Annotated in this window: 26 protein-coding genes; 11 read left to right on the forward strand and 15 right to left on the reverse strand. The window is 67.7% G+C overall.

Translation table 11 applies throughout. The annotated features are described in order from the left end of the window. Genes ACF8LI_RS14140 through fepB form a run of 3 tightly spaced genes read right to left on the reverse strand, consistent with a single transcriptional unit; the run spans position 1 to position 3080 of the window. Positions 1 to 1041, reverse strand: a complete 1041-nt coding sequence (locus ACF8LI_RS14140; RefSeq protein ID WP_331254693.1) for an iron chelate uptake ABC transporter family permease subunit — start codon at positions 1039 to 1041, stop codon at positions 1 to 3. Then, the gene (locus ACF8LI_RS14145; protein ID WP_392414198.1) at positions 1038 to 2102 is read right to left on the reverse strand and encodes a FecCD family ABC transporter permease; all 1065 of its coding nucleotides are present in this window, start codon (positions 2100 to 2102) and stop codon (positions 1038 to 1040) included. The genes ACF8LI_RS14140 and ACF8LI_RS14145 overlap by 4 nt, the downstream gene beginning before the upstream one ends. Positions 2103 to 2105: 3 nt before the next feature. After that, positions 2106 to 3080, reverse strand: a complete 975-nt coding sequence (fepB, locus tag ACF8LI_RS14150; protein WP_392414199.1) for a Fe2+-enterobactin ABC transporter substrate-binding protein — start codon at positions 3078 to 3080, stop codon at positions 2106 to 2108. Between the two features lie 119 nt (positions 3081 to 3199). Between fepB and ACF8LI_RS14155 the strand changes: the two genes are divergently transcribed. After that, the gene (locus ACF8LI_RS14155) at positions 3200 to 4015 is read left to right on the forward strand and encodes an ABC transporter ATP-binding protein (RefSeq protein WP_047472422.1); all 816 of its coding nucleotides are present in this window, start codon (positions 3200 to 3202) and stop codon (positions 4013 to 4015) included. A gap of 30 nt (positions 4016 to 4045) precedes the next feature. Here ACF8LI_RS14155 and ACF8LI_RS14160 read toward each other — a convergent pair whose 3' ends face one another. Continuing rightward, positions 4046 to 4837 (reverse strand): IclR family transcriptional regulator, encoded by a 792-nt coding sequence (locus ACF8LI_RS14160; RefSeq protein ID WP_096916011.1) that lies wholly within the window; start codon positions 4835 to 4837, stop codon positions 4046 to 4048. 358 nt (positions 4838 to 5195) lie between these two features. On the opposite strand from ACF8LI_RS14160, the gene ACF8LI_RS14165 reads away from it, so the two are divergent. After that, positions 5196 to 7145: a TonB-dependent receptor gene (locus ACF8LI_RS14165; RefSeq protein ID WP_260263053.1), complete on the forward strand. Its 1950-nt coding sequence runs from the start codon at positions 5196 to 5198 to the stop codon at positions 7143 to 7145. A gap of 19 nt (positions 7146 to 7164) precedes the next feature. Next, positions 7165 to 8475: an NtaA/DmoA family FMN-dependent monooxygenase gene (locus ACF8LI_RS14170; RefSeq protein WP_034399462.1), complete on the forward strand. Its 1311-nt coding sequence runs from the start codon at positions 7165 to 7167 to the stop codon at positions 8473 to 8475. A gap of 27 nt (positions 8476 to 8502) precedes the next feature. Here ACF8LI_RS14170 and ACF8LI_RS14175 read toward each other — a convergent pair whose 3' ends face one another. The 9 genes from ACF8LI_RS14175 to ACF8LI_RS14215 form a co-directional block, all read right to left on the reverse strand. Continuing rightward, positions 8503 to 9198, reverse strand: a complete 696-nt coding sequence (locus tag ACF8LI_RS14175) for a response regulator (RefSeq protein WP_374005384.1) — start codon at positions 9196 to 9198, stop codon at positions 8503 to 8505. Beyond that, positions 9195 to 10838, reverse strand: coding sequence for an ATP-binding protein (locus ACF8LI_RS14180; protein WP_392414200.1), 1644 nt, complete (start codon positions 10836 to 10838; stop codon positions 9195 to 9197). The genes ACF8LI_RS14175 and ACF8LI_RS14180 overlap by 4 nt, the downstream gene beginning before the upstream one ends. Positions 10839 to 10850: 12 nt before the next feature. Continuing rightward, positions 10851 to 11777, reverse strand: coding sequence for an intradiol ring-cleavage dioxygenase (locus ACF8LI_RS14185; RefSeq protein WP_392414201.1), 927 nt, complete (start codon positions 11775 to 11777; stop codon positions 10851 to 10853). A gap of 82 nt (positions 11778 to 11859) precedes the next feature. Continuing rightward, on the reverse strand, positions 11860 to 12159 hold the full coding sequence (locus ACF8LI_RS14190; protein WP_392414202.1) for a hypothetical protein: 300 nt from the start codon (positions 12157 to 12159) through the stop codon (positions 11860 to 11862). 227 nt (positions 12160 to 12386) lie between these two features. Beyond that, a complete protein-coding gene (locus ACF8LI_RS14195; protein ID WP_043791292.1) occupies positions 12387 to 12797 on the reverse strand; it encodes a hypothetical protein in 411 nt (136 codons plus the stop codon). Beyond that, positions 12794 to 13081, reverse strand: a complete 288-nt coding sequence (locus tag ACF8LI_RS14200) for a hypothetical protein (protein ID WP_016453658.1) — start codon at positions 13079 to 13081, stop codon at positions 12794 to 12796. Before ACF8LI_RS14200 ends, ACF8LI_RS14195 begins: the two co-directional genes overlap by 4 nt. A 227-nt stretch (positions 13082 to 13308) precedes the next feature. Then, positions 13309 to 14292, reverse strand: a complete 984-nt coding sequence (locus tag ACF8LI_RS14205) for a tripartite tricarboxylate transporter substrate binding protein (RefSeq protein WP_392414203.1) — start codon at positions 14290 to 14292, stop codon at positions 13309 to 13311. A 77-nt stretch (positions 14293 to 14369) separates the two neighbouring features. After that, positions 14370 to 15515, reverse strand: a complete 1146-nt coding sequence (locus tag ACF8LI_RS14210; protein ID WP_392414204.1) for a CaiB/BaiF CoA transferase family protein — start codon at positions 15513 to 15515, stop codon at positions 14370 to 14372. Between the two features lie 37 nt (positions 15516 to 15552). Then, a complete protein-coding gene (locus tag ACF8LI_RS14215) occupies positions 15553 to 16506 on the reverse strand; it encodes a hydroxymethylglutaryl-CoA lyase (RefSeq protein WP_392414205.1) in 954 nt (317 codons plus the stop codon). 114 nt (positions 16507 to 16620) lie between these two features. Here ACF8LI_RS14215 and ACF8LI_RS14220 point away from each other — a divergent pair, with 114 nt between their 5' ends. The 4 genes from ACF8LI_RS14220 to ACF8LI_RS14235 all read left to right on the forward strand — a co-directional run bounded on the left by ACF8LI_RS14220 (position 16621) and on the right by ACF8LI_RS14235 (position 19459). Then, positions 16621 to 17544, forward strand: a complete 924-nt coding sequence (locus tag ACF8LI_RS14220) for a LysR family transcriptional regulator (protein WP_046983529.1) — start codon at positions 16621 to 16623, stop codon at positions 17542 to 17544. Between the two features lie 69 nt (positions 17545 to 17613). Continuing rightward, on the forward strand, positions 17614 to 18267 hold the full coding sequence (locus ACF8LI_RS14225) for a cytochrome b/b6 domain-containing protein (protein ID WP_043791287.1): 654 nt from the start codon (positions 17614 to 17616) through the stop codon (positions 18265 to 18267). Further along, complete coding sequence (locus ACF8LI_RS14230; RefSeq protein ID WP_074923934.1) at positions 18264 to 19055, forward strand: molybdopterin-dependent oxidoreductase; 792 nt, start codon at positions 18264 to 18266, stop codon at positions 19053 to 19055. The genes ACF8LI_RS14225 and ACF8LI_RS14230 overlap by 4 nt, the downstream gene beginning before the upstream one ends. 104 nt (positions 19056 to 19159) lie before the next feature. After that, entirely contained in the window at positions 19160 to 19459 is a 300-nt protein-coding gene (locus ACF8LI_RS14235) for a pentapeptide MXKDX repeat protein (RefSeq protein ID WP_016448119.1), read from the forward strand. A gap of 141 nt (positions 19460 to 19600) precedes the next feature. On the opposite strand, the gene infA is transcribed toward ACF8LI_RS14235, so the two are convergent. Beyond that, a complete protein-coding gene (gene infA, locus ACF8LI_RS14240; protein WP_016448120.1) occupies positions 19601 to 19867 on the reverse strand; it encodes a translation initiation factor IF-1 in 267 nt (88 codons plus the stop codon). Between the two features lie 489 nt (positions 19868 to 20356). After that, on the reverse strand, positions 20357 to 21745 hold the full coding sequence (locus tag ACF8LI_RS14245) for a GntP family permease (RefSeq protein ID WP_017407212.1): 1389 nt from the start codon (positions 21743 to 21745) through the stop codon (positions 20357 to 20359). A gap of 169 nt (positions 21746 to 21914) precedes the next feature. Between ACF8LI_RS14245 and ACF8LI_RS14250 the strand changes: the two genes are divergently transcribed. The 4 genes from ACF8LI_RS14250 to ACF8LI_RS14265 all read left to right on the forward strand — a co-directional run bounded on the left by ACF8LI_RS14250 (position 21915) and on the right by ACF8LI_RS14265 (position 25781). Then, positions 21915 to 22694 (forward strand): nucleotidyltransferase domain-containing protein, encoded by a 780-nt coding sequence (locus tag ACF8LI_RS14250; protein WP_392429825.1) that lies wholly within the window; start codon positions 21915 to 21917, stop codon positions 22692 to 22694. A gap of 126 nt (positions 22695 to 22820) precedes the next feature. Then, positions 22821 to 23810 carry a LacI family DNA-binding transcriptional regulator gene (locus tag ACF8LI_RS14255; protein WP_392414206.1) on the forward strand — a complete coding sequence of 330 codons (990 nt, stop codon included), beginning with the start codon at positions 22821 to 22823 and terminating at the stop codon, positions 23808 to 23810. 79 nt (positions 23811 to 23889) lie between these two features. Continuing rightward, positions 23890 to 24927: an ABC transporter substrate-binding protein gene (locus ACF8LI_RS14260; protein WP_392414207.1), complete on the forward strand. Its 1038-nt coding sequence runs from the start codon at positions 23890 to 23892 to the stop codon at positions 24925 to 24927. After that, complete coding sequence (locus ACF8LI_RS14265; protein ID WP_392414208.1) at positions 24924 to 25781, forward strand: ABC transporter permease; 858 nt, start codon at positions 24924 to 24926, stop codon at positions 25779 to 25781. Before ACF8LI_RS14260 ends, ACF8LI_RS14265 begins: the two co-directional genes overlap by 4 nt. Positions 25782 to 25827 lie beyond the last annotated feature (46 nt).

Below are 25827 nucleotides of genomic sequence, written 5' to 3' on the forward strand. Positions count from 1 at the left end.
CTATCCCTTGCGCGTTCGAAACAGCAGCCACAGCAGATACACCCCGCCCAGCAGCCCCGTCACCAGCCCGATGGGCAGATGCAGGCGCACGGGTGCCCACTGGCTGAGCATGTCGGCCGCCAGCAGCAGAACGGCGCCCATGGCTGCCGCCGTGAACAGGGGCACGTCGGGCGACAGGCCCAGGCGCCTGGCCACCTGGGGCGCGGCCAGCGCGATGAAGGCGATGGGCCCCGCCGCTGCCGTGGCGATGGCGGTCAGGGCCACTGCAGCCATCACCATGGTGAGCCGCGTGCGCGGCACGTTGACGCCGAGCTGGGTGGCGGCATCGTCGCCCAGCTCCAGCAGGTTGATGCGGCGGGCGCACCACAGCACGACGGGCACGATGGCGATGAAGCCCAGCGCGGCGGGCACGACATGCGCCCAGGTCCGCGCGCTGAGCGAGCCGGCCAGCCAGCGCTGCGCGGCGACGGCCCGGTCCAGGTCCCCCATGACCAGCAAGATGGTGTTCAGGCCCGAGAGCGTGGCCCCCACGCCTATGCCCACCAGCACCAGCCGGTAGCCGCCGGCAGCACGCCGCCCTCCGGACAGCGCAAGCACGACCGCCGCCGTGGCCATGCCCGACAGCACGGCGGCCAGCGATGTCCACAGCGGCCCGGCGTCACCCAGCACGATGAGCGCAATCGCCCCGCTGGCCGCGCCGGTGGTGAAGCCGATCACGTCCGGCGAGCCCAGCGCGTTGCGGGAGATGGACTGGAAGATGGCACCCGCCATGCCAAGAGACGCGCCCACGAAGATGGCCGTGAGGACACGCGGCAGCCGCACCCGCTGCACGATGCGCTCTGCTGCGGGGTTGGAGCCCGTGCCCAGCAGGCTGTCGAGCACTTCGGCGGGGCTGAGGGACAGGGTTCCCGTGCCCAGCAGCAGCACACCCAACACCAGGGCCAGCACGACCAGCGCCATGCCCACGGCCAGCGGCCTGGGCCGCCAGAGAAACGAACAGGCTCCCCAGCGCACAACCGATGTGTTCACGGAGGTCTTCATAGCCTGCTCAACCGGTATCTGCACGCCACCCAGACAAAGAACGGCCCGCCGATCAGGCAGGCGACGATGCCCGCGGCCACTTCGGCAGGCGCCGCGACGACGCGGCCCAGCACATCGGCACCCAGCAGCAGCACCGCCGCGTAGAGCGCGGACAGCGGCAGTATCCAGCGGTAGTCCGGCCCGCACGAGAGGCGTGCAAGATGCGGCGCCACCAGGCCGACGAAGGCGATGGGCCCCACGGCCGCCGTGGCCGCCCCGGCCAGCAGCATGACCGCCAGGCAGGCCAGTTGCGCGGTGGCGCGCACATTGACGCCCAGCGCCAGGCCCACGTCATGCCCCAGCGCCATGGCGTTGAGCTGGCCGACGATGGCCCAGGCCGCCGCCAGCCCTGCCGCCACGGCAACCGCCAGCACGGCGGCGCTGGCATAGCCGCTGCCATGCAGGGAGCCGGCCGCCCAGTGGCGGAAGCCGTCGAAGACTTCCGGGGGCGCGTTGAGCAGGATGATGCCGGCGCTGGAGGTGAGCATGACCGACAGGCCAGCCCCGGCCAGGACCAAGCGCACCGGGTGCGCGCCCGCGCCCCGGGACTGGCCGAACGCGAAGACGGCAGCGCCCGCCAGCCCCGCGCCGGCAAAGGCGCACCAGACGTACTGGAGCACGGACGTCAGGCCGAAGGCCGTCATGCCGATGAGCACGGCCAGCGCCGCACCCGCGTTGACGCCCAGCAGGCCCGGCTCCGCCAGGGGATTGCGGGTGACGGCCTGCATGAGCGCGCCGGCCACGCCCAGCGCCATGCCGGCCAGGATGGCCACCACGGTGCGAGGCATGCGCAGCAGGCTGACGATCAGGTGCTGGTCATCACGCAGGTCCGGAGCCCGCAGCGCGCCGAGGATGTCGGCCAGCGCAATGTCGCGCGAGCCGACGGTGATGCCGAGCACGGCGATGATGGCCAGCGCCAGCAGCCCGCCTGCAAGGCCCAGCCAACGCCTGCAGTGCAGGGAGGAGCGCAAACAGGAGCGCTGAGCAGGCCGCGCCGCCGCGCCTTGGAGCCGTGCACGCATGGCTCAGCGGAAATGGCTTGCCACGGCGTCAACCATCTGCTGCCCCGAGTAGTAGTCGATGCGAAACGAGGTCGGGCCCAGCGGATAGACGCGCCGGCCGGCAACGGCGGGCAGGTTGGCCAGCAGCGGATCGTCCAGGAAGGCCTGCACATCGCCCTGCGAGGCGCCGAGCAGGAAGACGGAGTCGCCGGTGATGGCGGCCGAGAGATTCTCGCGGGAGATGAATTCGAAGTCCGAGGCGCGTGTGACCTGGGCGGCCAGCGCGGGCGGCAGGCCCTCCACCTTGAAGCCCAGTGCGGCCAGCAGCCGCGCATGGGGGCTGGCGGCGCGGCCTATGGAGTAGCTGCCGGCCAGGTTGTAGGCGACGATGCTGACGGGCTGGGCAGGGGGCGTGATGGAGGCGGCGGTCTGCGCCACATGGGCATCGAAGCGGGCAATGGCTGCGGCGGCCTGCTTCGCATGGCCCGTGATGCGGCCCAGCTCGGTGGCGATGTCCTGCCAGGACTGGCTGGAGTAGTCGACCACGACCATGGGCACGCCCTGCGCCTGCAGTTCGGTGCGGTGCTGGGCCACGCTGTCGGCCCCGGTGGCGGAGGCCACCAGCAGGTCGGGACTGGCGCCGATGGCGGCCTCGATGTCGAATTGCAGGTTGCGGTAGAGCACCTGCACGCCGCGCTTGTCGGCAACCGCGGCCCATTGCGAGAAAAAGCCCTTGTCGTCGGTCATGCGGCTGGGCGTGGTCGCGGCGGTCGCGACGACCGGCGCATCGATGGCCAGCAGGATGCCGGTCACGCTGGGCGAGGTGGAGACGATGCGCCGGGGCAGCGGTGCATGGTCTGCGTGTGCTGCAGCCGGCGTATCCGATGTATGCGGTGCGGCGCCCGCCACGGGACCGGCGGCGCGTGGAAACCATGCGAAACAGGCCAGCACGGCCAGTGCGGCGGCCGCACCCAGGGCGGCAAGTTGGAGTCTGTTCATCTCGATCCGAAGCGACGGGGCCGGGCGCCAGGGCGGCGTCTTCAGCGTATTCCGTATTGTAGAATTCATTCCACATTGCAAACACCGAAGGACCTATCGATTGTGGGAAATGACCGGCCATGACGCAGCGCCTGAGTGCTGATGCGGTGACGCTGCGCTACGGCGAGCGCACGATTTCGCAGGGCCTGTCCCTTGCCATTCCCGATGGCTCCTTCACCGTCATCGTGGGGCCGAATGCCTGCGGCAAGTCCACCCTGCTGCGCGCGCTGTCGCGGCTGCTGGTGCCGGTGGCCGGGCAGGTCATCCTGGATGGCCGGCACATCTCGCAATTTCCCGCCAAGGAGGTGGCACGGCGCCTGGGCCTGCTGCCGCAAAGCGCGGTGGCGCCCGAGGGCATCACGGTGGCGGACCTGGTGGCGCGGGGGCGCTACCCCCATCAATCCTTCCTGAGGCAGTGGACGGATGCGGATGAGCAGGCCGTGGCCGAGGCCATGCAGGCCACCGATGTGGCAGCGCTGTCCGACCGCCTGCTGGACGAGCTGTCAGGCGGCCAGCGCCAGCGGGTGTGGATTGCGATGGTGCTGGCGCAGCAGACGCCGATCCTGCTGCTGGACGAGCCCACGACGTTCCTGGACATCGCCCACCAGATCGAGCTGATGGAGCTGCTGGCGGATCTCAACGACGCCGGCCGCACGGTGGTTGCGGTGCTGCACGACCTCAACCAGGCCTGCCGCTATGCCTCGCACCTGATCGCCATGCGCGACGGGCGCATTGCCGCGCAGGGCGCGCCCGGGGCGATCTTCACGGAGCAGTTGGTGCAGGAGGTGTTCGGCCTGCCGGCCGTGATCATGGCAGACCCTGTGTCGGGGACGCCCCTGGTGGTGCCCAGGGGGCGCAGGGCCGTGAATGCCGTGGAGCGCGCCGCAGGGAACTGAGGCGCCCGGCCATTCTTCCCGGCGCGGCTTTCAAGGCGAATCTGCGCTGAAGGCCCGCCCGCCCGTGGACTGGTTGATCAGGCTGGCCTCGCGGAACAGTGCGACCCGGTCTTCCGGTGACTTGAGCTGGCCCAGGTCCGAGACGGTGGTGACCGCGCAGACGATTTCATGCTGCGCATCGAACACCGGCGCCGCCTGGCCCGTGACGTTGGACAGGAGGTGGCTGGTCATCTCGGACCAGCAGCGCTCGCGCACTTCGTCGAGCACGGCCTTGGCCGGCGGCTTGCCACGGAAATGGGCGGGCTGCTGGCGCCGTGCGGCGTCGATGGTGGCCTTGGGCAGGAAGGCCTGGAACACCAGGCCGCAGGCGGTGTTGTCTATGGGCAGGATGTCGCCCAGCGCCAGCGGGTTGATCGAGAAGTAGGCGCTGCGGTACCAGCGCACCAGGGTCGGCCCCCGGTCGGTCCAGATGGCCACGCCGCCGCTGAGCGCATGGCTGTGCGTCAGCGCCTTCATGCGCTGCGCCGCAATCTCCACCGCATCCACACGCTTGAGCGCGCCAATGCCGATGCTCAGCGCCGCGCTGCCCAGGTCATACAGGCCGCTGGCCGGGTCCTGCTTGGCCAGGCCTTCCTTGACGAGGCTTTGCAGGTAGCGGTGGGCCGTGGAGCCCCCCGTTCCCGTTCGCCGGGCCACCTCGCCCAGCGCCAGTTCGCTTTCGGCATTGGCCAGGACCATGAGAAACCGGGTGGCGATGGAGACGGACTGGATGGTGCCGGAGCGCTTCTCGCCGGCTGTCGTCTGAGGTGTTGTTGTTTTCAAGGGCTGGGCTTTCTTGCCTGTACCAGGCGCATCGCAGGTGGGGGCGCATGCGCCGCCGGTGTCGATGATACCGGCTCTGCCGAAGGCTCTGCACAGGTGCGCGCACACCATTTCGCCGCTGTTTTTCTCTTCCGCATGTGGGAATTCATTCCCTACTGTGGAATTTCAATGCATGATGGCGACCTTTGAAAAATACGAATCATTCTCATCAAAGGAAGATGCTGTGAAGCTGTGTTTCCATCGCAGGCTCCCGTCCCGGGCGGGCGCCATCGCACTCTCTACCCTGATGGCGCCGGCCGGCGCCTTCGCTCAGGGCGCGTCGGGTTCCGGGGGGGAATCCAACGCGCTTGAAGCGGTCGTGGTCAGCGGAGAAAAGGTCAGGCGCGAGCTCAAGGACACGGCCTCCTCCGTGTCGGTCAAGGCCGGCAAGGACCTGGCCCGGCAGGAGTCCGGCAATGCCTCGGTCCACGAGGTGCTGCACGATGTGCCCAACGTGGTCTACACCGACACGGTGGGCGCGCCCATCATCCGCGGGCAGGACACGCAGGGCCCCAACAACGGCCAGAACGTCTTCTGGGGCGGCACGGTGCCGCGCGCCACCATCAACCTGGACGGGCACTACCTCAACTACAACGAGATGTTCTTCGGCGCGACCTCGGTCTGGGATGTGGAGAGCATCGAGGTGTTCCGCGGCCCGCAGACCACCTCGCAGGGTGCCAATGCCATCGCGGGCGCCATCGTCGTGAACACCAAGGACCCCAGCTTCAAGCGCGAAGGGGCCTACCAGCTGGAGGCGGGCGACTACCAATCGCGGCGTGCGTCCATCGCCGTCTCCGGCCCCGTGGGCGAGGAGCTGGCCGCGCGACTGGCCGTGGACTACTCGGGGCGCGATACCTTCATCGACTACACCAATCCGCAGTTCCAGCGGGGCCAGGCCGATCAGGATTTCCGCGCACTCAACGCACGCATGAAGTTCCTGTGGCTGCCCAGCAGCGTTCCGGGCCTGGAGGCCAAGTTCACCTATTCCCACAACGACAGCAACCGCCCCAGCCAGGAGGCGGCGTCCGCTCCGTTCAGCGCGCTGGAGCACTGGACGACGACCATGCCCAGCTGGAAGCAGAAGACCGACACCGGCATCCTCGACCTCAGCTACGAGCTGGGCAACGGCGTGCGGCTGGTCAACCAGTCCCAGTATTCGCGCTCGTCCGTGCAGCGCTACACGGGCATTCCCGGCGAGGGCGATGCCGATATCCGCCAGAACAATGTCTCCAATGAGTTCCGCGCCCTGGTGGGCAGCGACAAGGACCGCCTGAGCGGCTTCGGCGGCGTCTACTACGCGCGCACCGGCACGGACGAAAGCCTGCTGCTGCGCGGCCTGTCCGCCTTCGACGACACGAAGAAGAACCTGGGCGTCTTCGGCGAGCTGAACTGGCGCCTGGCCGACCGCTGGACCCTGACCAGCGGCCTGCGCTACCAACAGGACGAGGTGGTGCGCACCGGCACTTCGGTGCTGGCACCCACCGCCCTCGACTACACGAAAACCTTCTCGGCCCTGCTGCCCAAGCTGTCCCTGGCCTATGCCGCCACACCGCGCTGGACCGTGGGCGCGCTGGTCAGCCGGGGCTACAACCCGGGCGGTGTGTCGCTGAACCTCACCAGCCGGCAATGGGCGTACTTCAAGAAGGAGTCGATCTGGAACTACGAGCTGTTCAGCCGCGCCAGCCTGCTCGATGACCGGCTGATGCTCAACACCAACCTGTTCTACATGGACATGCGGGATGCGCAGTACAACATCCCCGTGGTCATCTCCCCGGGCGTGGCCCAGTCCTACACCATCAACGCGGAGAAGGCCCATGCCTACGGCTTCGAGCTGGGCGCCGACTACCGCGCGCTGGACAACCTGCGGATCAAGGCCGGCGTGGGCGTGCTGCGCACCCGCATCGAGGAGATGGGCAGCAACCCCGGCTACGAGCACAACCGCTTCGCCCGCTCGCCCGGCTACAACCTGAGCCTGGGCGTGAGCTGGGACGCCAGCCCCCGGTTCAATGTCTCCGGCCAGGTGCGCCACCTGGACGGCTACTACTCCGATACCGCCAACACGCGCGCCTATGCGGTCGGCTCCAACACCATCGCCGACCTGCGCATGACCTATGCCTACAGCGCGCGCGTGCAGTTGTACGGCTATATCAAGAACGTGTTCGACAGGCGCGCACCGACGTATCTGCAGCAAAACCGCGGCATCGGCGGCATCGAGGCCAGCATGACCGCGCCGCGCATGATCGGCGTGGGCGTGCGCGGAACGTTCTGAGATGGGAATGACAGCAGACATGACACCCCGCAAACCCCTGCACATCGGCCTTTCGCTGGCCCCCACCTGGCTGAGCGGCGACGCCTGGCGGCGGCCCGGCAGCAATATCGAAGGGCTGTACTCCAGCGACTTCGCCCTGGACCTGGCCCGGCGCGCCGAGGCCGCGCACCTGGACTTCGTCTTCCGCCCGGACGTGAGCTTTCTGCCCATGGAAGCGCTGGAGACGGGCGCGGGCTTCGCCAGCCTGGACCCCACGGTGCTGATGGCCGCGCTGGCGCGCGAGACCTCGCGCATCGGCCTGGTGTCCACGGTATCGACCACGTTTTTCCCGCCCTATGCGGTGGCGCGCCAGCTGCAGTCGCTGCACTGGATCAGCAACGGCCGCGCCGGGTGGAACATCGTCACGGCCCTGCAGGGCCACGAGAACTTCGGGCTGCAGGCCATGCCCGATGCCGATGAACGCTATGCGCGGGCCGCAGAATTCACCGACGTGGTGCGCCGGCTGTGGGCCAGCTTCCCCAACGAGGCCTTGAAGATCGACCGGGACAGCGGCCGCTACGCCGATGCCTCGCTGGTCCACCCCATAGACCACGAGGGACCGCACCTGAAGGTGCGCGGCCCGCTGAACCTGCCGGAGTTCGGCGGCCCGCGCATTCCGCTGGTGCAGGCGGGCGCGTCCAGCACCGGGCGCGACTTTGCCGCATCGGTGGCAGACATTGTTTTCGCCCCCACGCCGGACCTGGACGCGGCGCTGGAGCTGCGCCGGGACCTGTCTCGGCGCGCCCAGCGCCATGGCCGCCAAGCGCAGGATGTGCGCCTGCTGCCCGGCCTGAGCCTGTACCTGGCCGACACCCGCGAGCAGGCCCGGGAGATGTTCCAGCAGACGCACGGCCGGGTGGACAGGGGCCGCAAGCTGGCATCGATCAAGGCCATGGTCGGCCTGGACCTGACGGACTGGCCCGCAGACCGGCCGATCACCGCAGCCGACCTTCCGCCGCCCGTGGCAACCCCGTCCAGCCGCACGCATGCGGGCCTGCTCAGGCGCCTGATGGAGCGCGAGTCATTACGCATTGACGAGCTGCTGCAGCGGCCGGAAATCCTCTCCGCCGCGCACTGGCAGGTGGTCGGCACGGTGGACGATGCCGTGGCGCAGATCACCGAGTGGAGCGCTGCCGGCGCCATCGACGGCTTTCTGGCCGCGCCCGGCGGCTCCGTCGAGTCCCTGCATTGCGTGCTGGAGCAACTGGTGCCGCGCCTGGTGGAGGCCGGCCTGTTCCGCTCCCGCTACACGGGCACCACGTTCATGGAGCACCTCGACGAGTCGAGGTAGGGGCTGCGCCCTGCCCTCGCCTGGCCTTCACTGCACCCGCGTGTCGGACCCGCCATCGGGCTCGAACGCAAAGCCCACGCCGTACACGGAGCGAATCCACTCATGGCGATCGTCCGCCGCCTTGAGCTTTTTGCGCAGGTTCTTGATGTGGCTGTCGATGGCGCGTTCGTTCACGTCCAGCGTGTCGGCGCAGGCCAGCTCCAGCAGCTGCGCGCGGGAGTAGAGGCGGCCGGGCTGGCGCATCAGGGCCTGCAGCAAGGTCAGCTCCCGCTTGGTCAGCGGCAGCACGCTGCCGTTGAGCATGGCACGGCCCTGCTCGGGCAGCAGCGTCAGGCGTTGCTGCGCGGGGACGGGGCCGGCACTGCGGCGCAGCACGGCCTTGACGCGGGCCACGACTTCGCGCGGGGCGAAGGGTTTGCAGATGTAGTCGTCCGCACCCAGCTCCAGGCCCAGCAGGCGGTCCATTTCCTCGACACGCGCGGTGAGCAGGATGACGGGGCTGGCGCTGTGGGGGCGGAACTGGCGCAGGATGTCCAGGCCGTCCAGCCCCGGCAGCATGATGTCCAGCACGGTGAGGTCGGGCGGGGAGCGCAGCATGCGGTCCAGCGCCTCGCGCCCGTGGCGGATGTGCTCGACTTCGTAGCCTGCATGGCGCAGGTAGTCGATGACGATGGCGGCCATGTCGGTTTCGTCTTCGACCAGGAGGATGCGTGCAGGCTTCATGGCGCGGGATTTTCCAGCAAGGGCAGCCACAGCGTGATGCGCAGGCCGCCGAGCGGCGAGGCAGCGGCCTCGATGCTGCCGCCATGGGCCTGGACGATGGTGCGGCAGATGGCCAGCCCCAGGCCGGAGCCGCCCAGGCCGTCGCCATCGCGCACGCGGGAGGCGTCCACGCGATAGAGGCGGTCGAACAGGCGCGGCAGGTGCTGGCTGGCCACGCCGGGAGCCGTGTCGTCCCAGCACAGCTGCAGCATGCTGCGGTCCTGCATCTGGACGATTTCGGCGGACACCTGCAGCCGCCCGCCCGCAGCCGTGTAGCGCAGGCTGTTTTCCAGCAGGTTGGCAAACACCTGGTGGAGCCGGTGCGGGTCGCCCTGCACCAGCGGCGGCGGAACGCGCGCGGCCAGCTGGTCCACGGTGGAGCGGTCCAGGCCGATGCCCACCTGCTCGAAGCCGGGCCGCGCGCCGTCCAGCGCCTCGCCCAGCGGGGTCAGCACATGCACGGGCACATGGCCCGAGCCGTGCAGGGCCTGCGGGTCGTCCAGGCTCACGCGCAGGTCGCTGACCAGCCGTATCAGCCGCATGATCTGCCGGTGCAGGCGCAGCGCCATGCGGTCGTCCAGGGGCAGCACGCCGTCCTGCACGGCCTCGACCTCGGCGCGCATGGTGGACAGGGGCGTGCGCAGCTCATGCGCCACGTCGGCCAGCCAGCGCTGGCGCGAGGCTTCCATGGTGGCCAGCTGCACGGCCATGTCGTTGAAGGTTTCCGCAAGGCGGGCCAGTTCGGCATCGCCCTTGATGGCCACGCGCGTGTCCAGCCGCCCGGCCGCAATGCCGCGCAGGCCATCGACGAAGGCGGTCAGCGGCTCCAGCCAGCGCCGCGTGAGCCAGGCCGACAGCAGCAGCGCCAGCAGCAGGCCGGCCAGCCCGGTCCAGGCCACAAAACCCATCTGCTGCGCGAGGAAGGCGCGGTCCAGGTCGCGCTGCATGCCCTGCCCGGTCTGCACGGGGGACAGCACGATCTCGCCAATGGCCTGCCCGTTGGCGGCGCGCAGAACGCGGTGCGCCGCACCGGGCTGCGGCGCCATGCCGGAGATGAGCTGGCCCTGGGCATCCAGCAGGCCCACGCGCGCCCACGGGCCGCCGAACGGGCGGTCTGGCGGCGGGCCTGGGCGGTCTGGGCGATCTGTACGGTCGGAGCGATCTGATCGATCTGAGCGATCGGCACGCTCCCCGCCTTCCGGCCCCGGTGGCGGTGGAAACTCCGGGCCCGGCCCCGGGCCGTGGCTTCCCTCAAAACCAGGCCTCGGCTCCGGCATGGGCATGGGCATGGGGGGCCGTGGCCCGGGCTCGCCCGCAGGAAAGCCCCGGCCCATGCCTGCGCCCGGGCGCACCATGTCGCGCCAGAAACCGGGGTTGGCGCACGCCGCATCCCAGCCGCCGTTTTGCTCATGGTGCTGGACCAGCCGCTCGGCCAGCCCGTCCATGCCGGTCAGCTCCACCTCGGCCATGTAGGGCCCCAAGCCCCGCTGCAGGCCCAGGCGGGAGAACCCGAGAAACACCAGCAGCAGGGCCACCAGCAGCACGGCCAGGGCGAAGAAGGCCTTGTGCTGCAGCTTCAGGCGCGGGAGGCGGAGGCTCATTCAGTTGCTGCGTCAGACGGCAATGCCGATGGATATCGTGGCGGTGTGGCCATTGGTGGTGTCTCCGGTGAAGGTGGGCGTCTGCCAGGCGATCTGCTCGCTGGTGTTGTCGCCGAAGACATTGTCCGATGTCACGCTGACCCGCGACAGGTTGGAGACGCTGGCGCTGTAGCCGCTGACACCGGCATAGACGGCGCTGGCCACGTCCTTGGGCATGGCCATCTGCGAGGTCAGCAGCTTGTTGGTGTAGCTGCCGGCCGTGTTGAGGCTGCGGAACACCTCGAAGTGCATGTGCGGCCAACGCCCGTCATAGCAGCCCGGGAAGATGGTCACAAAGGTGCATTCGCCATTGCTGTCCGTCGCCTGCACGCCGCGCAGGAAGTTCTGGTTGAGCAGGTCGGTGGAGTACAGCGAATACTCGCCCTCGCGGGTGCAATGCCACAGGTAGATGGCATAGCCTTCCAGCGGGCTGCAGTTGGTGCTGACGTTGACCAGGGTGATCTTGAGCGTCAGCGGCAGGCCCGCAGCCGTGCCGCTCATGCCGCCAAAGCTGCTGCGCAGGTCGCTGCGCACTACGCCGCTTTGCGACAGCACGTTGACCAGGCTGCCGCGCGAGCCGTTGGAGCCGTCGGCGGGGTAAGGGCCTTCGGTTTCCGTGGGATCGACCATGCAGGTGCCGGTCGTGGTTCCAGTACCTGTGCCCGTGTCGGTGCCCGTACCCGTGTCGGTGCCTGTCCCGGATCCGGTGCCCGTGCCGGTTCCTGTCGAATCACTGGAATCACCACCGCCGCCACAGGCGGACAGAAGCGCTGCAGCGCCGCCAGAGGCCATCAGGCCCAGCATGCGGCGCCGGTCGAGCAGGCGGCGCGCCATGACTTGCAGATCGTGCTGAAGGCCCAGGTCGTGGGCAAGATCATGGGCATCGTGAGAGTGGTTCATGGGATGGCTTTTTCATGAGGGCCTGTGCGCAGACCCGTGGGTTTGCAGACAGCCCGGCGGCGTGGCCCGCCGGGCCACGCGATCACTGCTGCGGATGGGGCGGCGGCCCGCCTGCGCCGGGCCCGCCGGCCGGCATGGCCACCAGCTGCCCGTTCAGGCTGCGGCAGGTGCCGGCCAGCGTCTTGCCATCGGGCATGGTCAGCGTCACGCTGTCGCCCTCGGCCTTGCCCTGGCAGGCCGTATAGGCCTCGGGCGGCGGCGACGGCGGATTGCCGTGCCCCCCGTAGCCCTGCGCATGGCTGCAGGCCGCCGCGAAGGCCGCCACAGCCAGCACAAGGGCCGGGCGAATGCGTGAAGCGTTGGTTTGCGAGAAATCAATCATGGTCTTTTCCTGGAGTTGCCAAGGAATTCTTGCGACCAATCTGGGGGGAAATTGGGAGAAGTGGACGTGGGTTCTGCAACATCGTCTGATGGCTGCACCCGGCTTACATTGCCTGCGGACAAGGCGTACGTGAACTCCTTGCCATTGTCCACCATCAGCTTGTTGATCCCCATCGGGCAAGGCACCTGCGACACAGGGCAAGCCCGGCGGCCGTGGCAGGACCCTGCTTATTTGGACACTGCCTGATAAGCGGCCTGCACCGCGCGCACAAGGGAAGGATGCAGGACTCCCAACTTGGGCGTCTGTCCATGGGGAGCTGCAGGCGGCACTGCAAACCACTCTGCCGTATACGGCAGATCCAGGGCCTGCTTGAGATTGAATTTCGTGTCATAGCTCAACCCGGCAGCCGCATAGGCCACGGGATTGCGCTCGCGCAGGATGGCGAACTCGCCCTTGTACAGCGTGGTAGTGCGCTGGCTGGTGCCGTAGGCGACTCGTACGGTGAACTGCGGAGCATCGTCATCGAAGACCACCAGGATCAGCGCGGGCCGAGGCTTGGGCCCGGGAATGATGTCTTGCGGGAAATAGCACCAGACGATGTCGCCCGCCGTGGGCTCATCCCACCAAGGCGCGGTCACAGCGTCTCCAAGTCGAACAAGCTCGACTTCACCGAGCGTTGCTCTCCTTGCGGCACTTTTTTCTTGATTTGCCTGACCTGGGCTGCCGTCAAGGGGCCGTCATCCGCCTCGTACTGCGGCAGCATGCGTACGGCAAGCTCATGCAGCGCACGGTGTATCGCCTGCGTTTCATCAACACCAAGATGCTCGGCCAGGCGCTTGGCGGTTTCTCGCGTGACGCCGGTGGCGCTGTCCACTGCGCGGTAGCGGAAGGCAATCTGGTTGGCGTTTGTGCGGGTCGGCATATTCAACTCCTTTGGATATATCAAAGATATCCACCCTGCCAGTACATGTCAACGATGCCCATGAATCGACCATGCCTCGGGCATGTCGGCAAAGCGGTACCACCCGGACCTTTTCACACCCATCTGAAGACTGCCTGCGCGGCCGTGGGGCCTTGCGCGCAAGGCAGCAGCGCGTTCAGAAACTTCGCCCACAGGGATACAGCCGACCAGATCAGGGCCATCCGGACTTACTCCAGCGTGACATTGGCCTTCTTGACCAGGCGCGCAAAGCGTTCCTGCTCGGAGCGCAGGAACTGGGCTGCCGCCTCGGGGCTGTTGAGCACGGTGTATTCGTCGCGCCGTGCAAAGCCGGCCTTGACCTCGGGGTCGGCAAAGGCAGAGGCGATGCTGTCGTGCAGGCGGCGCACCTGGGCGGGCGGCATGCCCTTGGGGCCTATGGCGGCCACCCAGCCGGCGATGTCCACGCCGGGAAAGCCCTGCTCTGCCACGGTGGGCACATCGGGCAGCGATGCCACGCGCTCGCGGCCCATGATGCCGATGGCACGCAGCGCGCCGGATTTGAGGTGCGCCTGCGCCGTGCCCACGGCGATCACGCCGAAGTCCACCTGCCCGCTGAGCAGGTCCACCACCATCTGGCCCACGCCCTTGTAGGGAATGTGGCGTGCCGTGGTGCCGGCCGCGTCCAGAAAGACTTCGGCCGCGAGGTGGAAGATGGTGCCGTTGCCGGACGAGGCGTAGTTGAGGTCGCCGGGCCGCGCCTTCATGAGCGCCTGCAGTTCGCGCGCATTGCGCGCCGCCACCTTGGGGTGGACGACCAGCACGAAGGGCGAACCGCCGACGATGGACAGCGGCGTGATGTCGGCCAGGCTGTCGTAGGGCAGCTTCTTGAAGACGCTGGGGTTGACGGCGTGGTTGTTGGAGATGAAGGCGATGGTGTTGCCATCGGCCGGCGCCTTGACCAGGGCCTGCGTTCCCGTGATGCCGCCCGCGCCCGGCAGGTTCTCCATGACCACGGGCTGGCCGCCCAGCGAGCGCACCAGCGCAGTCTGGGCCGAGCGCACGATGGTGTCGGCGCCCGAGCCTGCCCCCACGGGCAGGATGACGCGCAGCGGCGTGCCATTTTGAGCGCGCACGCCCAGGGCAGCGGCCCCCAGCGATGCGCCGGCCAGGGCCAGCAGGGTGCGGCGGCGGAAGGGATGGGACGAGTGCATGGGGTTGTCTCCTTTTTGTGTTGTCTCATGCGCGCCGGGGTGGTTTTTCTGCGGCCTTCGGCGCCCGGGGATGGCTGTCAGGTCCGTGATGCAAGGGCTCCGAGGACTTCTTCGGTGTGCTCGCCAATCCCGGCCAGCGGCATGCGCACGCCGGGACGGTGGCCGTTCATGAGCAGGGGCAGCAGCACCACGTCGGTCTGGCCGCCGTCTTCGGTCTGCATGGAAGCCAGGCCGCCGCTTTGGCGCAGGTGCGGGTCGTCCACCAGTTGCTCGGGCCGCGTGATGGGCGCGTAGGGAATGCCTGCGGCCTCCAGCTGCGGCGCGAGCCGGGTCGATTCATGGCTGGCCAGGATGGCGCCCAGCTCGGCCAGCAGTTGGGGGCGCACGGCCACGCGGGCGGCGTTGTCGGCGTATTCGGGGCGCTGCAGCAGGTCGGCGCGGCCCAGCACGCGGCACAGGGTGGCGAACTGCTTGTCGCTGACGGCGCCGATGAACAGTTGCTCGCCACCGGCCAGGGTGAACACGTCGTAGACGCTCCAGGCCGACACGCGCGAGGGCATGGGCGGCGGTGCCTCTCCCGTCATCAGGTACTGCTGCATGTGCTGGGAGGACAGGAAGACGCAGTTCTCGAACAGCGCGCTTTGCACCTCCTGGCCGCGCCCGGTGCGCTCACGCTCGCGCAGGGCCGCGAGCACGCCGATGGCGCCGAACATGCCGCCCATGATGTCGTTGACGCTGGTGCCCGCGCGCAGCGGCCGGCCCACAGGGCCGGTCATGTACGACAGGCCGCCCATCATCTGCACCACCTCGTCCAGCGCCAGGCGCTTTTCGTAGGGGCCGGGCAGAAAGCCCTTGTGGCTGACGTAGATGAGGCCGGGCGCGCGCTGCGACAGCGTGGCGTAGTCCAGGCCCAGGGATTGCATGAGGCCGGGGCGGAAGTTCTCCAGTACCACATCGCTGCCAGCGGCCAGCTCGGCAGCGGTGGCGCGGCCCGCTTCGGTGGTGATGTCCAGCACCACGCTTTTCTTGTTGCGGTTGAAGCTGCGGAAAAAGCCGATGCCCAGGCCGGGTAGCGTGCGCGTTTTGTCGCCACCCGGCGGCTCGACCTTGATGACTTCGGCGCCCAGGTCGGCCAGGATCATGCCGCAGGTGGGGCCCATGACCATGTGGGTGAATTCGATGACGCGGATGCCGGACAGCGGCAGCTGGGGTTCGGTGGCCATACAGGTGTGCTCGTGGGAAGGTAAGGGGTTCATGGGTTCATGCAGCGGCGGTGGCTGCGTCGGCGGTGACGCTGCGCGGCAGGCCCGCGCGCCACAGTGCGCCATGCAGGCTTTCGCCATCCAGCCAGGCGGCCACCTTGGCGCGCAGGCGCAGCAGGGCCTCGATGTCCAGGCCCGTGTCGATGTCCATGGTGGCCAGCATGAAGGCCAGGTCTTCGGTGGAGGCATTGCCGCTGGCGCCGGGCGCATGGGGGCAGCCGCCGATGCCGGCCAGCGTGGCGTCGAAGCGCGTGACGCCGGTTTGCAGTGCGGCATGCACATTGGCCAGGGCCAGGCCGCGCGTGTCGTGGAAGTGGCCGCACCAAAAGCGTTCGCCCGCAATGCGCCGCGCCTGCTCGAACAGCGATTGCACCTGGCCCGGCCCGCCATGGCCCACGGTGTCGGCCATGCTGACGCGGTCGGCCCCCGCGTCCAGCAGGGCCTGCATGCAACGCAGCACCTCGGCCGGTTCCACCCGGCCCTGCAGCGTGCAGCCGAAGGCCGTGCCTATGCCGCCTTCGATCAGCATCTTCGAACCCGCCGCATCGCGTGCGGCACGCATGCGGGCCACCTCGGCCACGACCTCATCGGGCGTCTTGCGCAGGTTGGCCAGGCTGTGGGCATGGCTGGCCGACAGCGGCACCAGCATCAGGTCGGCCCCGCTGGCAAGGGCGCTTTCGGCACCGCGCAGATTGGGCACCAGCACGGAGACGAACAGGCCCGGCAGCGTTCGGGCATAGGCCACCAGCTCGGCCGTGTCGGCCAGTTGGGGCAGCAGGCGCGCGGGGACGAAGGAGCCGACTTCGATCTCGCGCTGGCCGGCAGCGTAGGCATCGCGTATCCATTCCTTCTTGCGCTCGGTGGACAGCACGGTCTGGATGCTTTGCAGGCCATCGCGCAGGCCGACCTCGCGGATGACGGCGGACTGCGGGGCACGGATGGGTTCTGGCATGGGAAGGTTCGCGTGGGGTGGTTTGTCTTGAATGGCACTTTAGACATTCCCACAAGCGTGCAGAAGCGATAATTTTTCGGCTCAGAGTTTCCCGAATGGAAATCCATAACCGCCATGAAAGACCTGGACCTGACCACCCTGCGGCTCTTTGTCGCGGCCTGCGACCTGGGCAACATCGCCCGCGCGGGCGAGCAGCAGCACATCGGCTCATCGGCCATCAGCAAGCGCATGGCGCTGCTGGAAGAGCAGGTGCAGGCCCCGCTGCTGGAGCGCCACCGCCGGGGCGTGGTGCCCACGGCAGCCGGGCTGATGCTGCTGGAGCATGCACGCGCCATGCTGGCCAGCGCCGACCGCGCGGCCCGCGACATGGCGGCCTACCAGCATGGCGTGAAGGGACAGGTGCGGATACTGGCCTCGGTCTCGTCGATTGCCGAGTCGCTGCCCGATGACATTGCGGCCTTTCTGCAAAAGCCCGAGCACGCGCAGATCCGCGTGGACATCGAGGAGCTGACCAGCAGCGAAATCATCCGCTCCATCCGCGAAGGCCTGGCCCTGGTGGGCGTGTGCTGGAACGCGGCCGATCTGGAGGGCCTGCAGACCCTGCCCTACCGCTGCGACACCCTGGCCGTGGCCGTGCCGGCCGGCCACCCGCTGGCCTTGCGCGACAGCTGCAGCTTCAGCGAAACGCTGGATTGCGAGCATGTGGGCCTGCCCGCCTCCACGGCCGTCTACACCATGCTGGCGCGGGCGGCGGCCATCATCGGCCGGCCCCTCAATTACCGCGCCGTGGTCAGCTCCTTCGACGCCACGATCCGCTGCGTACGCGCCGGCCTGGGCGTGGCCATCATGCCCAGGGAGATCCTGGGCATGGCGGGCTCCGGTCAGGGCGGGCAAGGTGTGCAAGGCGTGAACATGGTGCCGCTCACCGATGCCTGGGCGCGGCGGCAGTTCGCCATCTGCTTCAGGGACGGCAGCCGGCTATCGCCTGCGGCGCGCACGCTGGTGGACTATCTGGCCGGGTGCGCGCAGGCGGGCTGAGCCGGCCTTGGGAGTTATCACGATTAATTGAAGTTTGCGTGATACATCCGCTACAGGGTCCCTCCAACAATGGGACCCATGAACACCGCCCTCATCACCCCCCAACCGGCACAGCACCAGGATGGCCAGCGCATCCACCCGCTGTGGCTGCGCCTGACGCATTGGCTCAATGCGCTGGCCGTGGTCATCCTGGTGACCAGCGGCTGGCGCATCTACAACGCGGCGCCGTTCTTTGATTTCAGCTTTCCGGGCTCGATCACGCTGGGCGGCTGGCTGGGCGGGGCGCTGCAATGGCATTTCGCGGCCATGTGGCTGCTGGTGTTCAACGGATTGCTGTACCTGCTGCTGAACATCGCCAGCGGCCGGTGGCTGCGCAAGTTCTTTCCCATCACGGTGCAGGGCGTGCGGCAGGACCTGGTGTCCGCCCTCAAGGGCCGGCTCTCGCATGCCGACCCGGCCCGCTACAACCATGTGCAAAAGCTGGCCTACCTGTTCGTGGTGCTGGACCTGGTGGTGATCGTGCTGTCGGGCCTGGTGCTGTGGAAGTCGGTGCAGTTTCCGCTGCTGCGCGAGTTGCTGGGCGGCTATGAGTCCGCACGGCGCGTGCACTTCTTCGGCATGGCTGCGCTGGTCGCCTTTGTGGTGGTGCACCTGGCAATGGTCGCCCTGGTGCCCCGGACCTTCCTGACCATGATCCACGGCCGTGCGCCCAAGTCCCCATGAAAATCTTCAAAGCCCCTTCCCTGCCCGGCGTCGATGGCGAGGCCGTGGTGCGCGAGGCACGCTCGCTGATCGCCCGCAAGCTCGACCAGCCCGCACGCCGCGCCTTTTTGCAACGCTCGCTGACGCTGGGCGGCCTGTCCCTGCTCACGGGCTGCAGCATCAGCGATGACAGCCACGTCGAGGCCGCGCTCAATCAGGTATCGCGCTTCAACGACCGCGTGCAGGGCCTGCTGTTCAGCCCCACGCGGCTGGCGCCCACCTATTCAGCAGCCGAGATCACGCGCCCCTTCCCCTTCAATGCCTACTACGGCGAGGACGAGGTGCGCGAGGTGGATGGGGCCAGCTGGCGCCTGGAGGTGACCGGCATGGTCGCCGACCGCCATGCCTGGAGCCTGGCCGAGCTGCGCGCCATGCCGCAGGAAGAACAGATCACGCGCCATATCTGCGTGGAGGGCTGGAGCGCCATAGGCCGCTGGGGCGGCGTGCGTTTCGCCGATTTCCTGCGCCATATAGGCGCCGACACCAGCGCCAAGTACGTCGGCTTCAAGTGCGTGGACGACTACTTCACCAGCATCGACATGGCCACGGCCCTGCATCCGCAGACGCTGATGGCATTGACTTACGACGGGCAGCCCCTGCCGCCCAAATATGGCTTCCCGATGAAGCTTCGCATGCCCACCAAGCTGGGCTACAAGAACCCGAAGCACGTCCAGGCCATGTTCGTCACCAACACCTACTCCGGCGGCTACTGGGAAGACCAGGGCTACAACTGGTTCGGAGGCAGCTGAGCGGCCTCACAAGCCGCTGTGCCGCCAACGAAGGTGCGAGGCCGGGCCATGCAAGGCCGGCCGATTGTGCAACCTGCAAACCGCTAATCCAAAGGAAGACTCAAATGACCAAGTTCACCACCACCGTGCTCGCCGCCTGCCTCGCCCTGGCCGGCGCCACCTCGGCATTCGCTGCGGATGAGATGTCCAAGGACGGCATGTCCAAGGGCGCAATGACCAAGGATTCCATGTCCAAGGATGGGATGAAGAAGGACTCCATGTCCAAGGACGGGATGAAGAAGGATTCCATGTCAAAGGATGGAATGAAGAAGGACTCCATGCACAAGGACGGCATGCACAAGGATGGCATGTCCAAGGACGCAATGAAGAAGGACTCCATGGGCAAGGACGGAATGTCCAAGTAAGCCGGGGAACTCGCCTGTCCCGGCCGATGCCGCCCGGGCGGCCGGGCTGGCGGGGCTGCCGGCCATGGGACCAGGCGCAAAGCCGGGTCCTTTCTGTGCACCCCCCATGCCCGCTCCGAGGCAAGAGCGGGCTGGCAGACCTCAGCGGCGCTGCGGTGGGCGCTGGCCCGGGGCGCCGCCGGAGCGTTGCTCAATATGACGGAACGTGAGACGGCCCTTGTTCAGGTCATAGGGCGACATCTCGAGCGTGACCTTGTCGCCGGCCAGCACGCGGATGCGGTGCTTGCGCATTTTTCCGCCGGTATAGGCGATGAGCTGGTGGCCGTTTTCCAGCGTTACGCGGAAGCGGGAATCAGGCAGCACTTCGTCTACCCGGCCTTGCATTTCGATCAGTTCTTCTTTAGCCAATGGGACTCCTGTGAGTACATGTTGAAAGGGGTGCGTCGCCGCAAGTTGCCGGTGCAGCACCATGCTGCGGCCTTGGGCCAGCGCAGGATGACCGCCGCACACAGGCAGCGGATCATCGGAAAAAAGGGAAAGAGGCCCCTGCAGGTGGCAGGGAGAGTGCGGGCCCGGGGAAGGGTGTTGGACCCGCGTGGTGCTCGCCGATGGGAGTGACAGTTGCGGACTTCGTCACAGTGGGCGGCCAACGGCAGTCCGGGGACTGCAAGAATGTCAGACGGGCACTGAGGAGGCGAACAACAAGGACAGCACCTCCAGCAGTATAGGTCAATTGCCGGACCCGCGTTGAAGCGGCGCCGGGTACCGCACCTGTAAGGGGCGGCATTTTCCCTGCCGCGACTGGGGCAATTCGCAGTCGAACCGGAAGAAGTGCACTGCCTTGGTGGTTGCCGCGGCATCGAAGCGGCCGCCGTCGGCCCGCCTCATGCCTTTCACCTATCCCAGCTTGGGCAGCAGGTTGAACAGCAGCACCATCAGCAGGCCCACAAAGGACACGATGGACTGCACCACGGTAATGGTCTTGGTGGCCTCGCCCATGCTCATGCCGAAGGACTCCTTCACCATCCAGAAGCCCGCGTGGTTGGCATAGTTGAAGAACAGCGAGCCGCAGCCGATGGCCAGCGCCAGCAGCGGCACGTTCAGCGAAGGATCGGAGGCCGCCAGCGGCGCCAGCAGGCCAGCCGCGCCCACGATGCCCACGGTGGCCGAGCCGGTGGACACCGACAGCAGCATGGCGATCATCCAGCCCAGCACCAGCGGAGGCAGGGCGAACTGCTGGGTCATGTGGACGATGGCATCGCCCACCTTGGCGCTGGTCAGGATCTGCTGGAACGCACCGCCGCCCGCAATGATGAGCATGATGCCGGCGATGGGCTTGAGGCTCTGGCCCAGCGCGTCTCGCAGCTTCTCGGCATCGGCGCCGCGCAGATAGCCCAGGGTGATGGAGGCAAACACCACGCCCAGCAGCATGGCCACCAGCGGATTGCCCAGGAAGGCCGCCGCATGCAGCAGGCCCGAATCCTTGGGCAGAAGCACCTCGGCCAGCGCATGCACCAGCATCAGCAGCGCGGGCAGCAAGGCGCACAGCACGCCCATGCCGATGCTGGGCGCACTGCCCTCCCCGCCTTCCTTCTTGCCTGATGTGAACTGCTCCAGCAGGGCTGCATCGGGGCGCGTGCTCATGCGCGGCGTGATGAAGGCGCCGTACAGCGGGCCGCCCAGCACCATGGCGGGGATCACGGCCAGAAAGCCGTACAGCATGGTCGGGCCGACCGTGGTGTGCAGCGTGGCAATGGCGGTGAGCGGGCCGGGGTGCGGCGGCACCATGCCGTGCATGGCGGCCAGCGCGGCGATCACGGGCACGCCCACATAGACATAGGCCGATCCCTTGAAGCGCTCATTGCTTTCCAGCTTGCGCGCCACGCTGAAGATCAGCGGCAGCATGACCACCAGCCCCACCTCGAAGAACATGGGAATGCCGATCACGAAGGCCACCAGGGTCATGGCCCAGGGAATCATGCGCTCGGACGTGCGCTGCAGGATGGCACCGGCCAGCCGCTCGGTGGTGCCGGAGTCCGCCAGGATCTTGCCCAGCATGGCGCCCAAGGCAATCACCACGCCCACCGCACCCAGCGTCTTGCCGGCCCCGTTGGTGAGGTTCTTGACGATCTCGCCCGGCGCCATGCCGGTGGCAAAGCCCACGCCGATGGAAACCACCAGCAGCGCCAGCAGGGGATGAAGACGGATGCGCGAGACGATCAGCGCGACCAGAACCAGCACGCTGGCCAGCGCGATGAGCAGCAGTTGGGTATCGAATGAAGACATAGGAGGCTTGGAGTTGTGTTTTTATGATGGACGCCCGCACGCTGGGATGCATGCGGTTTCCAATCGCTACAAATCCTATGCCTGACCCTGAAGGGGACCTGTAGGCTCCAGGCTTGTTCGCAGGAGACTGGCTCAGAGCCGTGCCTCCCATTCCACTACTGCAAGACCAATGAACAACCTCGGCTCCGCTGGCACTCTCGAAGTCTTTGTCAGAGCCCCCATCCAGCCGGAATTTGTGGATTTGGTGGCAGATGCGCGCGCAGCCATCGCCAGCGCCCTCGGCGAGGCGCTGGACAGCCTCTACCTGTATGGCAGCGTGGCGCGCGGCTGCGCAAGGGCGGGCTTCTCGGACCTGGACCTGACGGTGGTGCTGGTGCGCTCCCTTAGTGGACAGGAAAGCGCCCGACTGGAGCAGCTGCGCCAGGACCTGCAACTACGTCACACAGAAGTCGTGAAGATCGATTTCGACCTGGGCACTCGGCAAGAGGTGCTGGACCCGGCCCATCTCTACAGCTGGGGCTACTGGCTCAAGCATGAGTGCCGCTGCATCCATGGAGAAGACCTGGCGCAGCAGTTTGAGGCGTTCGAGCCGTCCAGGGCGATTGCACAGGCCGTCAATGGCGACTACGTGCAGGTGCTGAACGACTACCTGCAGCGCATTGCTGCAACCCGGGACGACATGGAGGCCCTGCGCCTGCAACGCGAAGCCGCACGCAAGCTGATCCGGGCCACCAATGTGCTGCGCCCCTGCTCAGGGGGCTTCTGGCCGCGCACGCTGGAGGAGTTCGCCGATTGCTTTGCGCAGCTCCATCCGGACATGGCGCAGTCCATGGCTTTCTTTCTGGCGCAGGCAAGGACGCCCGAGGCACCCAGAGCTCGTTTCAACGCAGAGCTTTCGGCCTTCATCAGCTGGATTCGGCGCCAGCGGGCTGCATCTACGGCAGTCTAGGTACCGGGCAACGCCAGGGCCCAAGCCGCCAAACGCCTGGCTGCCACAAAAGCTTCAAATCTCCGTCACCGCACCGTCACGCGCAGCGGGTGCAATGTAAACGTTTTCAAGAAATCGTTTACATCCATGAGCATCACCGAGGTTGCACGCCGCGCGGGCCTGTCCGTCGCCACTGTTTCGCGGGTTTTCAATTCGCCGGAGGTGGTCAATGCGCAAACGCGCAGCACGGTGCTGCGTGTGGCGCAGGAAGTGGGCTATGTGGCCAATGCCAGCGCCCGCACGCTGCGCACGCGCAGCAGCAAGGTGCTGGGCGTGGTGCTGCCCACGCTCACCAATCCGGTGTTTGCCGAGTGCCTGCAGGGCATTGCCTCACAGGCGGCGCTGCGCGGCTATGCGATTTCGCCTTGCACCACCGAATACGACCACGCCGGTGAAGACGCGGCCACCACGCGGCTGCTGGCCAGCGGGGTGGATGCGCTGGTGCTGGTGGTCTCCAACCCTGGCGATTCGGCGGCGCTGGCGCGTGTGCGCCAGGCCGGCAAGCCCTATGTGCTGGCCTATCACCACACCCATGAGCATGCCTGCGTGGGCGTGGACAACACGGGCGCCGTCAGGGAGCTGGTGCTGCGCCTGGCTGCGGCAGGCCACAGCCGCATCGGCATGGTCACGGGCCAGTTGCGCGCGTCCGACCGCGCCCAGCAGCGCTGCCGTGGCTATGCGCTGGGCATGCAGGCCGCAGGCCTGTCGCCGCTGCCGGTCTGGGAGGTGCCCTTTGCCGCCACGGCCGTGCAGATGCTGCAGCAGCACCTGAGCGAGCAGGCCCCGCCCACGGCCATTGTCTGCAGCAACGATCTGCTGGCGATACGCACCATCCGCGCGGCATCGCTGGCCGGGTTCTCCGTGCCTGCGGACCTCAGCGTGGTCGGCTTTGACGGGATTGCCATGGCGGGCGATCTCACGCCTTCGCTGGCCTCGATTTCCCAGCCCAACCAAGACATCGGCTCGGCCTGCGTGCGCCTGCTGTGCGATGCGCTGGCGGGCAAGAAAACCCTGGCCGCGCAAGACAGCCTGTGCCTGCCGCATGGCTGGCGCAGCGGCGAGTCCTGCCGGCTCTGAAACCAGCAACAGCGGCCCGCGCAAGCCAAGGCCGCGCCCTTCCCTTCCCAACGCTCCCCCACCTCTTCGAGTACGCACCATGAAACTGACTGCCCTCCCCTTCAAGCTCTCCTTCAAGCCCTCCATCAAGCGCCTTGCCTTGCTGACCGCCACCACTGCCGTCTGCGGCACGGCGCTGGCCCAGAGCGCCATCTGCTACAACTGCCCTCCCGAATGGGCCGACTGGGGCACGCAGATCAAGGCCATCAAGGCCGATACCGGCATCACCGTGCCGCCCGACAACAAGAACTCCGGCCAGTCGCTGGCCCAGCTGGTGGCCGAGAAGGCCAGCCCCGTGGCCGATGTGACCTACCTGGGCGTGACCTTCGCCATCCAGGCGCAGAAAGACGGCGTGGTCGCCGCCTACAAGCCCGTCCACTGGGACCAGGTTCCCGCCGGCCTCAAGGACCCCAAGGGCGAGTGGGTGACCATCCATTCGGGCACGCTGGGCTTCATGGTCAACAAGGCGGCGCTGGGCGGCAAGCCCGTGCCGCAGTCCTGGGCAGACCTGCTCAAGCCCGAATACAAAGGCCTGGTGGGCTACCTGGACCCGGCATCGGCCTTCGTGGGCTATGTGGGCGCCGTGGCCGTGAACCAGGCCATGGGCGGCACGCTGGACAACTTCCAGCCCGCCATCGACTACTTCAAGAAGCTGCAGAAGAACGAGCCCATCGTGCCCAAGCAGACCTCGTATGCACGCCTGCTGTCGGGCGAGATCGGCATCCTGCTGGACTACGACTTCAACGCCTACCGCGCCCGCTACAAGGACAAGGCCGACGTGGACTTCGTGATCCCCAAGGAAGGCACCGTGGTCATGCCCTATGTGATGAGCCTGGTGAACAAGGCGCCGCACACGGACAACGGCAAGAAGGTGCTGGACTATGTGCTGTCCGACAAGGGCCAGTCCATCTGGGCCAACGCCTACCTGCGCCCGGTGCGCGACGTGGCCCTGCCCAAGGAAGTGGCCGGCCATTTCCTGCCCGCCAGCGAGTACGCACGCGCCACCTCGGTGGACTACCAGAAGATGGCCGATGTGCAAAAGGGCTTCTCCACGCGCTACCTGCGTGAAGTGCGTTGAGCCGGGCGGACTGCATCGTGGGCATTCCCTCCCAAGCGCCAGGCGACTGGCGCGCCCGCGCGCTGCTGCTGGCCTGCAGCGCGCCGGCCGTGGCCTTCTTCGCGGCGTTCTGGCTGCTGCCGGCCGGCCTGCTGCTGGCGCTGCCGGCGCGTGAAGGCTGGCGCACCTACTTCGCCACGCTGACCGACGCGCTGTACCTGCAAAGCCTGCTGCAGACGCTGGCCCTGTCGCTGGCCGTGACCCTGGCCACGCTGCTGATCGGCGCGGTGATGGGCATTGCGCTGGCGCGCCACCGCTTCACGGGGCGCGGCCTGCTGCTGTCGCTGCTGACGCTGCCGCTGTCGTTTCCGGGCGTGATCATCGGCTTTTTCATCATCCTGCTGGGCGGGCGCCAGGGCGCGCTGGCCGACCTGTCGGTGGCCCTGGGCGGCGAGCGGATCACCTTCGCCTACGGGCTGCTGGGCCTGTTCCTGGGCTACCTGTACTTCTCGCTGCCGCGCGCCATTGCCTCCTACACGGCAGCGGCCGAGGCGCTGGACCCGCACCTGGAGGAGGCCGCGCGCTCGCTGGGCGGCAACGGCTGGCGCGTGGCGCGCGATGTGTGGTGGCCGCAGCTGCTGCCCACCACGCTGGCCTGCGGCGCCATCGTGTTCGCCACGTCGGTCGGCGCCTTCGGCACGGCCTTCACGCTGTCGAGCAAGTTCGAGGTGCTGCCCATCACCATCTACAACGAGTTCACCAACTACGCCAACTTCGCCCTGGCCGCCAGCCTGTCGATCAGCCTGGGGCTGATCACCTGGCTGGTGCTGTGGCTGTCGGGGCGCTGGGCGGGCCCGGCCGCCTCGGGAGTCTGAACATGCGGACCACACAAAAAAATAGCCCCCACGCTGCCCTTGCAGC

Source organism: Delftia sp. WSY_12 (assembly GCF_043104645.1).
GTDB lineage: Bacteria > Pseudomonadota > Gammaproteobacteria > Burkholderiales > Burkholderiaceae_C > Comamonas > Comamonas tsuruhatensis.

Excerpts from the sequence above, each read along its gene's own strand:
- ACF8LI_RS14235 (WP_016448119.1), top strand. The coding sequence starts at position 19,160 with ATGACCAAGTTCACCACCACCGTGCTCGCCGCCTGCCTCGCCCTGGCC.
- ACF8LI_RS14180 (WP_392414200.1), bottom strand. The coding sequence starts at position 10,838 with ATGAGCCTCCGCCTCCCGCGCCTGAAGCTGCAGCACAAGGCCTTCTTC.
- ACF8LI_RS14190 (WP_392414202.1), bottom strand. The coding sequence starts at position 12,159 with ATGATTGATTTCTCGCAAACCAACGCTTCACGCATTCGCCCGGCCCTT.
- ACF8LI_RS14185 (WP_392414201.1), bottom strand. The coding sequence starts at position 11,777 with ATGAACCACTCTCACGATGCCCATGATCTTGCCCACGACCTGGGCCTT.
- ACF8LI_RS14255 (WP_392414206.1), top strand. The coding sequence starts at position 22,821 with ATGAGCATCACCGAGGTTGCACGCCGCGCGGGCCTGTCCGTCGCCACT.
- ACF8LI_RS14225 (WP_043791287.1), top strand. The coding sequence starts at position 17,614 with ATGGGACCCATGAACACCGCCCTCATCACCCCCCAACCGGCACAGCAC.
- ACF8LI_RS14145 (WP_392414198.1), bottom strand. The coding sequence starts at position 2,102 with ATGCGTGCACGGCTCCAAGGCGCGGCGGCGCGGCCTGCTCAGCGCTCC.
- ACF8LI_RS14245 (WP_017407212.1), bottom strand. The coding sequence starts at position 21,745 with ATGTCTTCATTCGATACCCAACTGCTGCTCATCGCGCTGGCCAGCGTG.
- ACF8LI_RS14250 (WP_392429825.1), top strand. The coding sequence starts at position 21,915 with ATGAACAACCTCGGCTCCGCTGGCACTCTCGAAGTCTTTGTCAGAGCC.
- fepB (WP_392414199.1), bottom strand. The coding sequence starts at position 3,080 with ATGAACAGACTCCAACTTGCCGCCCTGGGTGCGGCCGCCGCACTGGCC.
- ACF8LI_RS14200 (WP_016453658.1), bottom strand. The coding sequence starts at position 13,081 with ATGCCGACCCGCACAAACGCCAACCAGATTGCCTTCCGCTACCGCGCA.
- ACF8LI_RS14175 (WP_374005384.1), bottom strand. The coding sequence starts at position 9,198 with ATGAAGCCTGCACGCATCCTCCTGGTCGAAGACGAAACCGACATGGCC.
- ACF8LI_RS14260 (WP_392414207.1), top strand. The coding sequence starts at position 23,890 with ATGAAACTGACTGCCCTCCCCTTCAAGCTCTCCTTCAAGCCCTCCATC.
- ACF8LI_RS14230 (WP_074923934.1), top strand. The coding sequence starts at position 18,264 with ATGAAAATCTTCAAAGCCCCTTCCCTGCCCGGCGTCGATGGCGAGGCC.
- ACF8LI_RS14170 (WP_034399462.1), top strand. The coding sequence starts at position 7,165 with ATGACACCCCGCAAACCCCTGCACATCGGCCTTTCGCTGGCCCCCACC.
- ACF8LI_RS14220 (WP_046983529.1), top strand. The coding sequence starts at position 16,621 with ATGAAAGACCTGGACCTGACCACCCTGCGGCTCTTTGTCGCGGCCTGC.
- ACF8LI_RS14140 (WP_331254693.1), bottom strand. The coding sequence starts at position 1,041 with ATGAAGACCTCCGTGAACACATCGGTTGTGCGCTGGGGAGCCTGTTCG.
- ACF8LI_RS14215 (WP_392414205.1), bottom strand. The coding sequence starts at position 16,506 with ATGCCAGAACCCATCCGTGCCCCGCAGTCCGCCGTCATCCGCGAGGTC.
- ACF8LI_RS14205 (WP_392414203.1), bottom strand. The coding sequence starts at position 14,292 with ATGCACTCGTCCCATCCCTTCCGCCGCCGCACCCTGCTGGCCCTGGCC.
- ACF8LI_RS14210 (WP_392414204.1), bottom strand. The coding sequence starts at position 15,515 with ATGGCCACCGAACCCCAGCTGCCGCTGTCCGGCATCCGCGTCATCGAA.
- ACF8LI_RS14155 (WP_047472422.1), top strand. The coding sequence starts at position 3,200 with ATGACGCAGCGCCTGAGTGCTGATGCGGTGACGCTGCGCTACGGCGAG.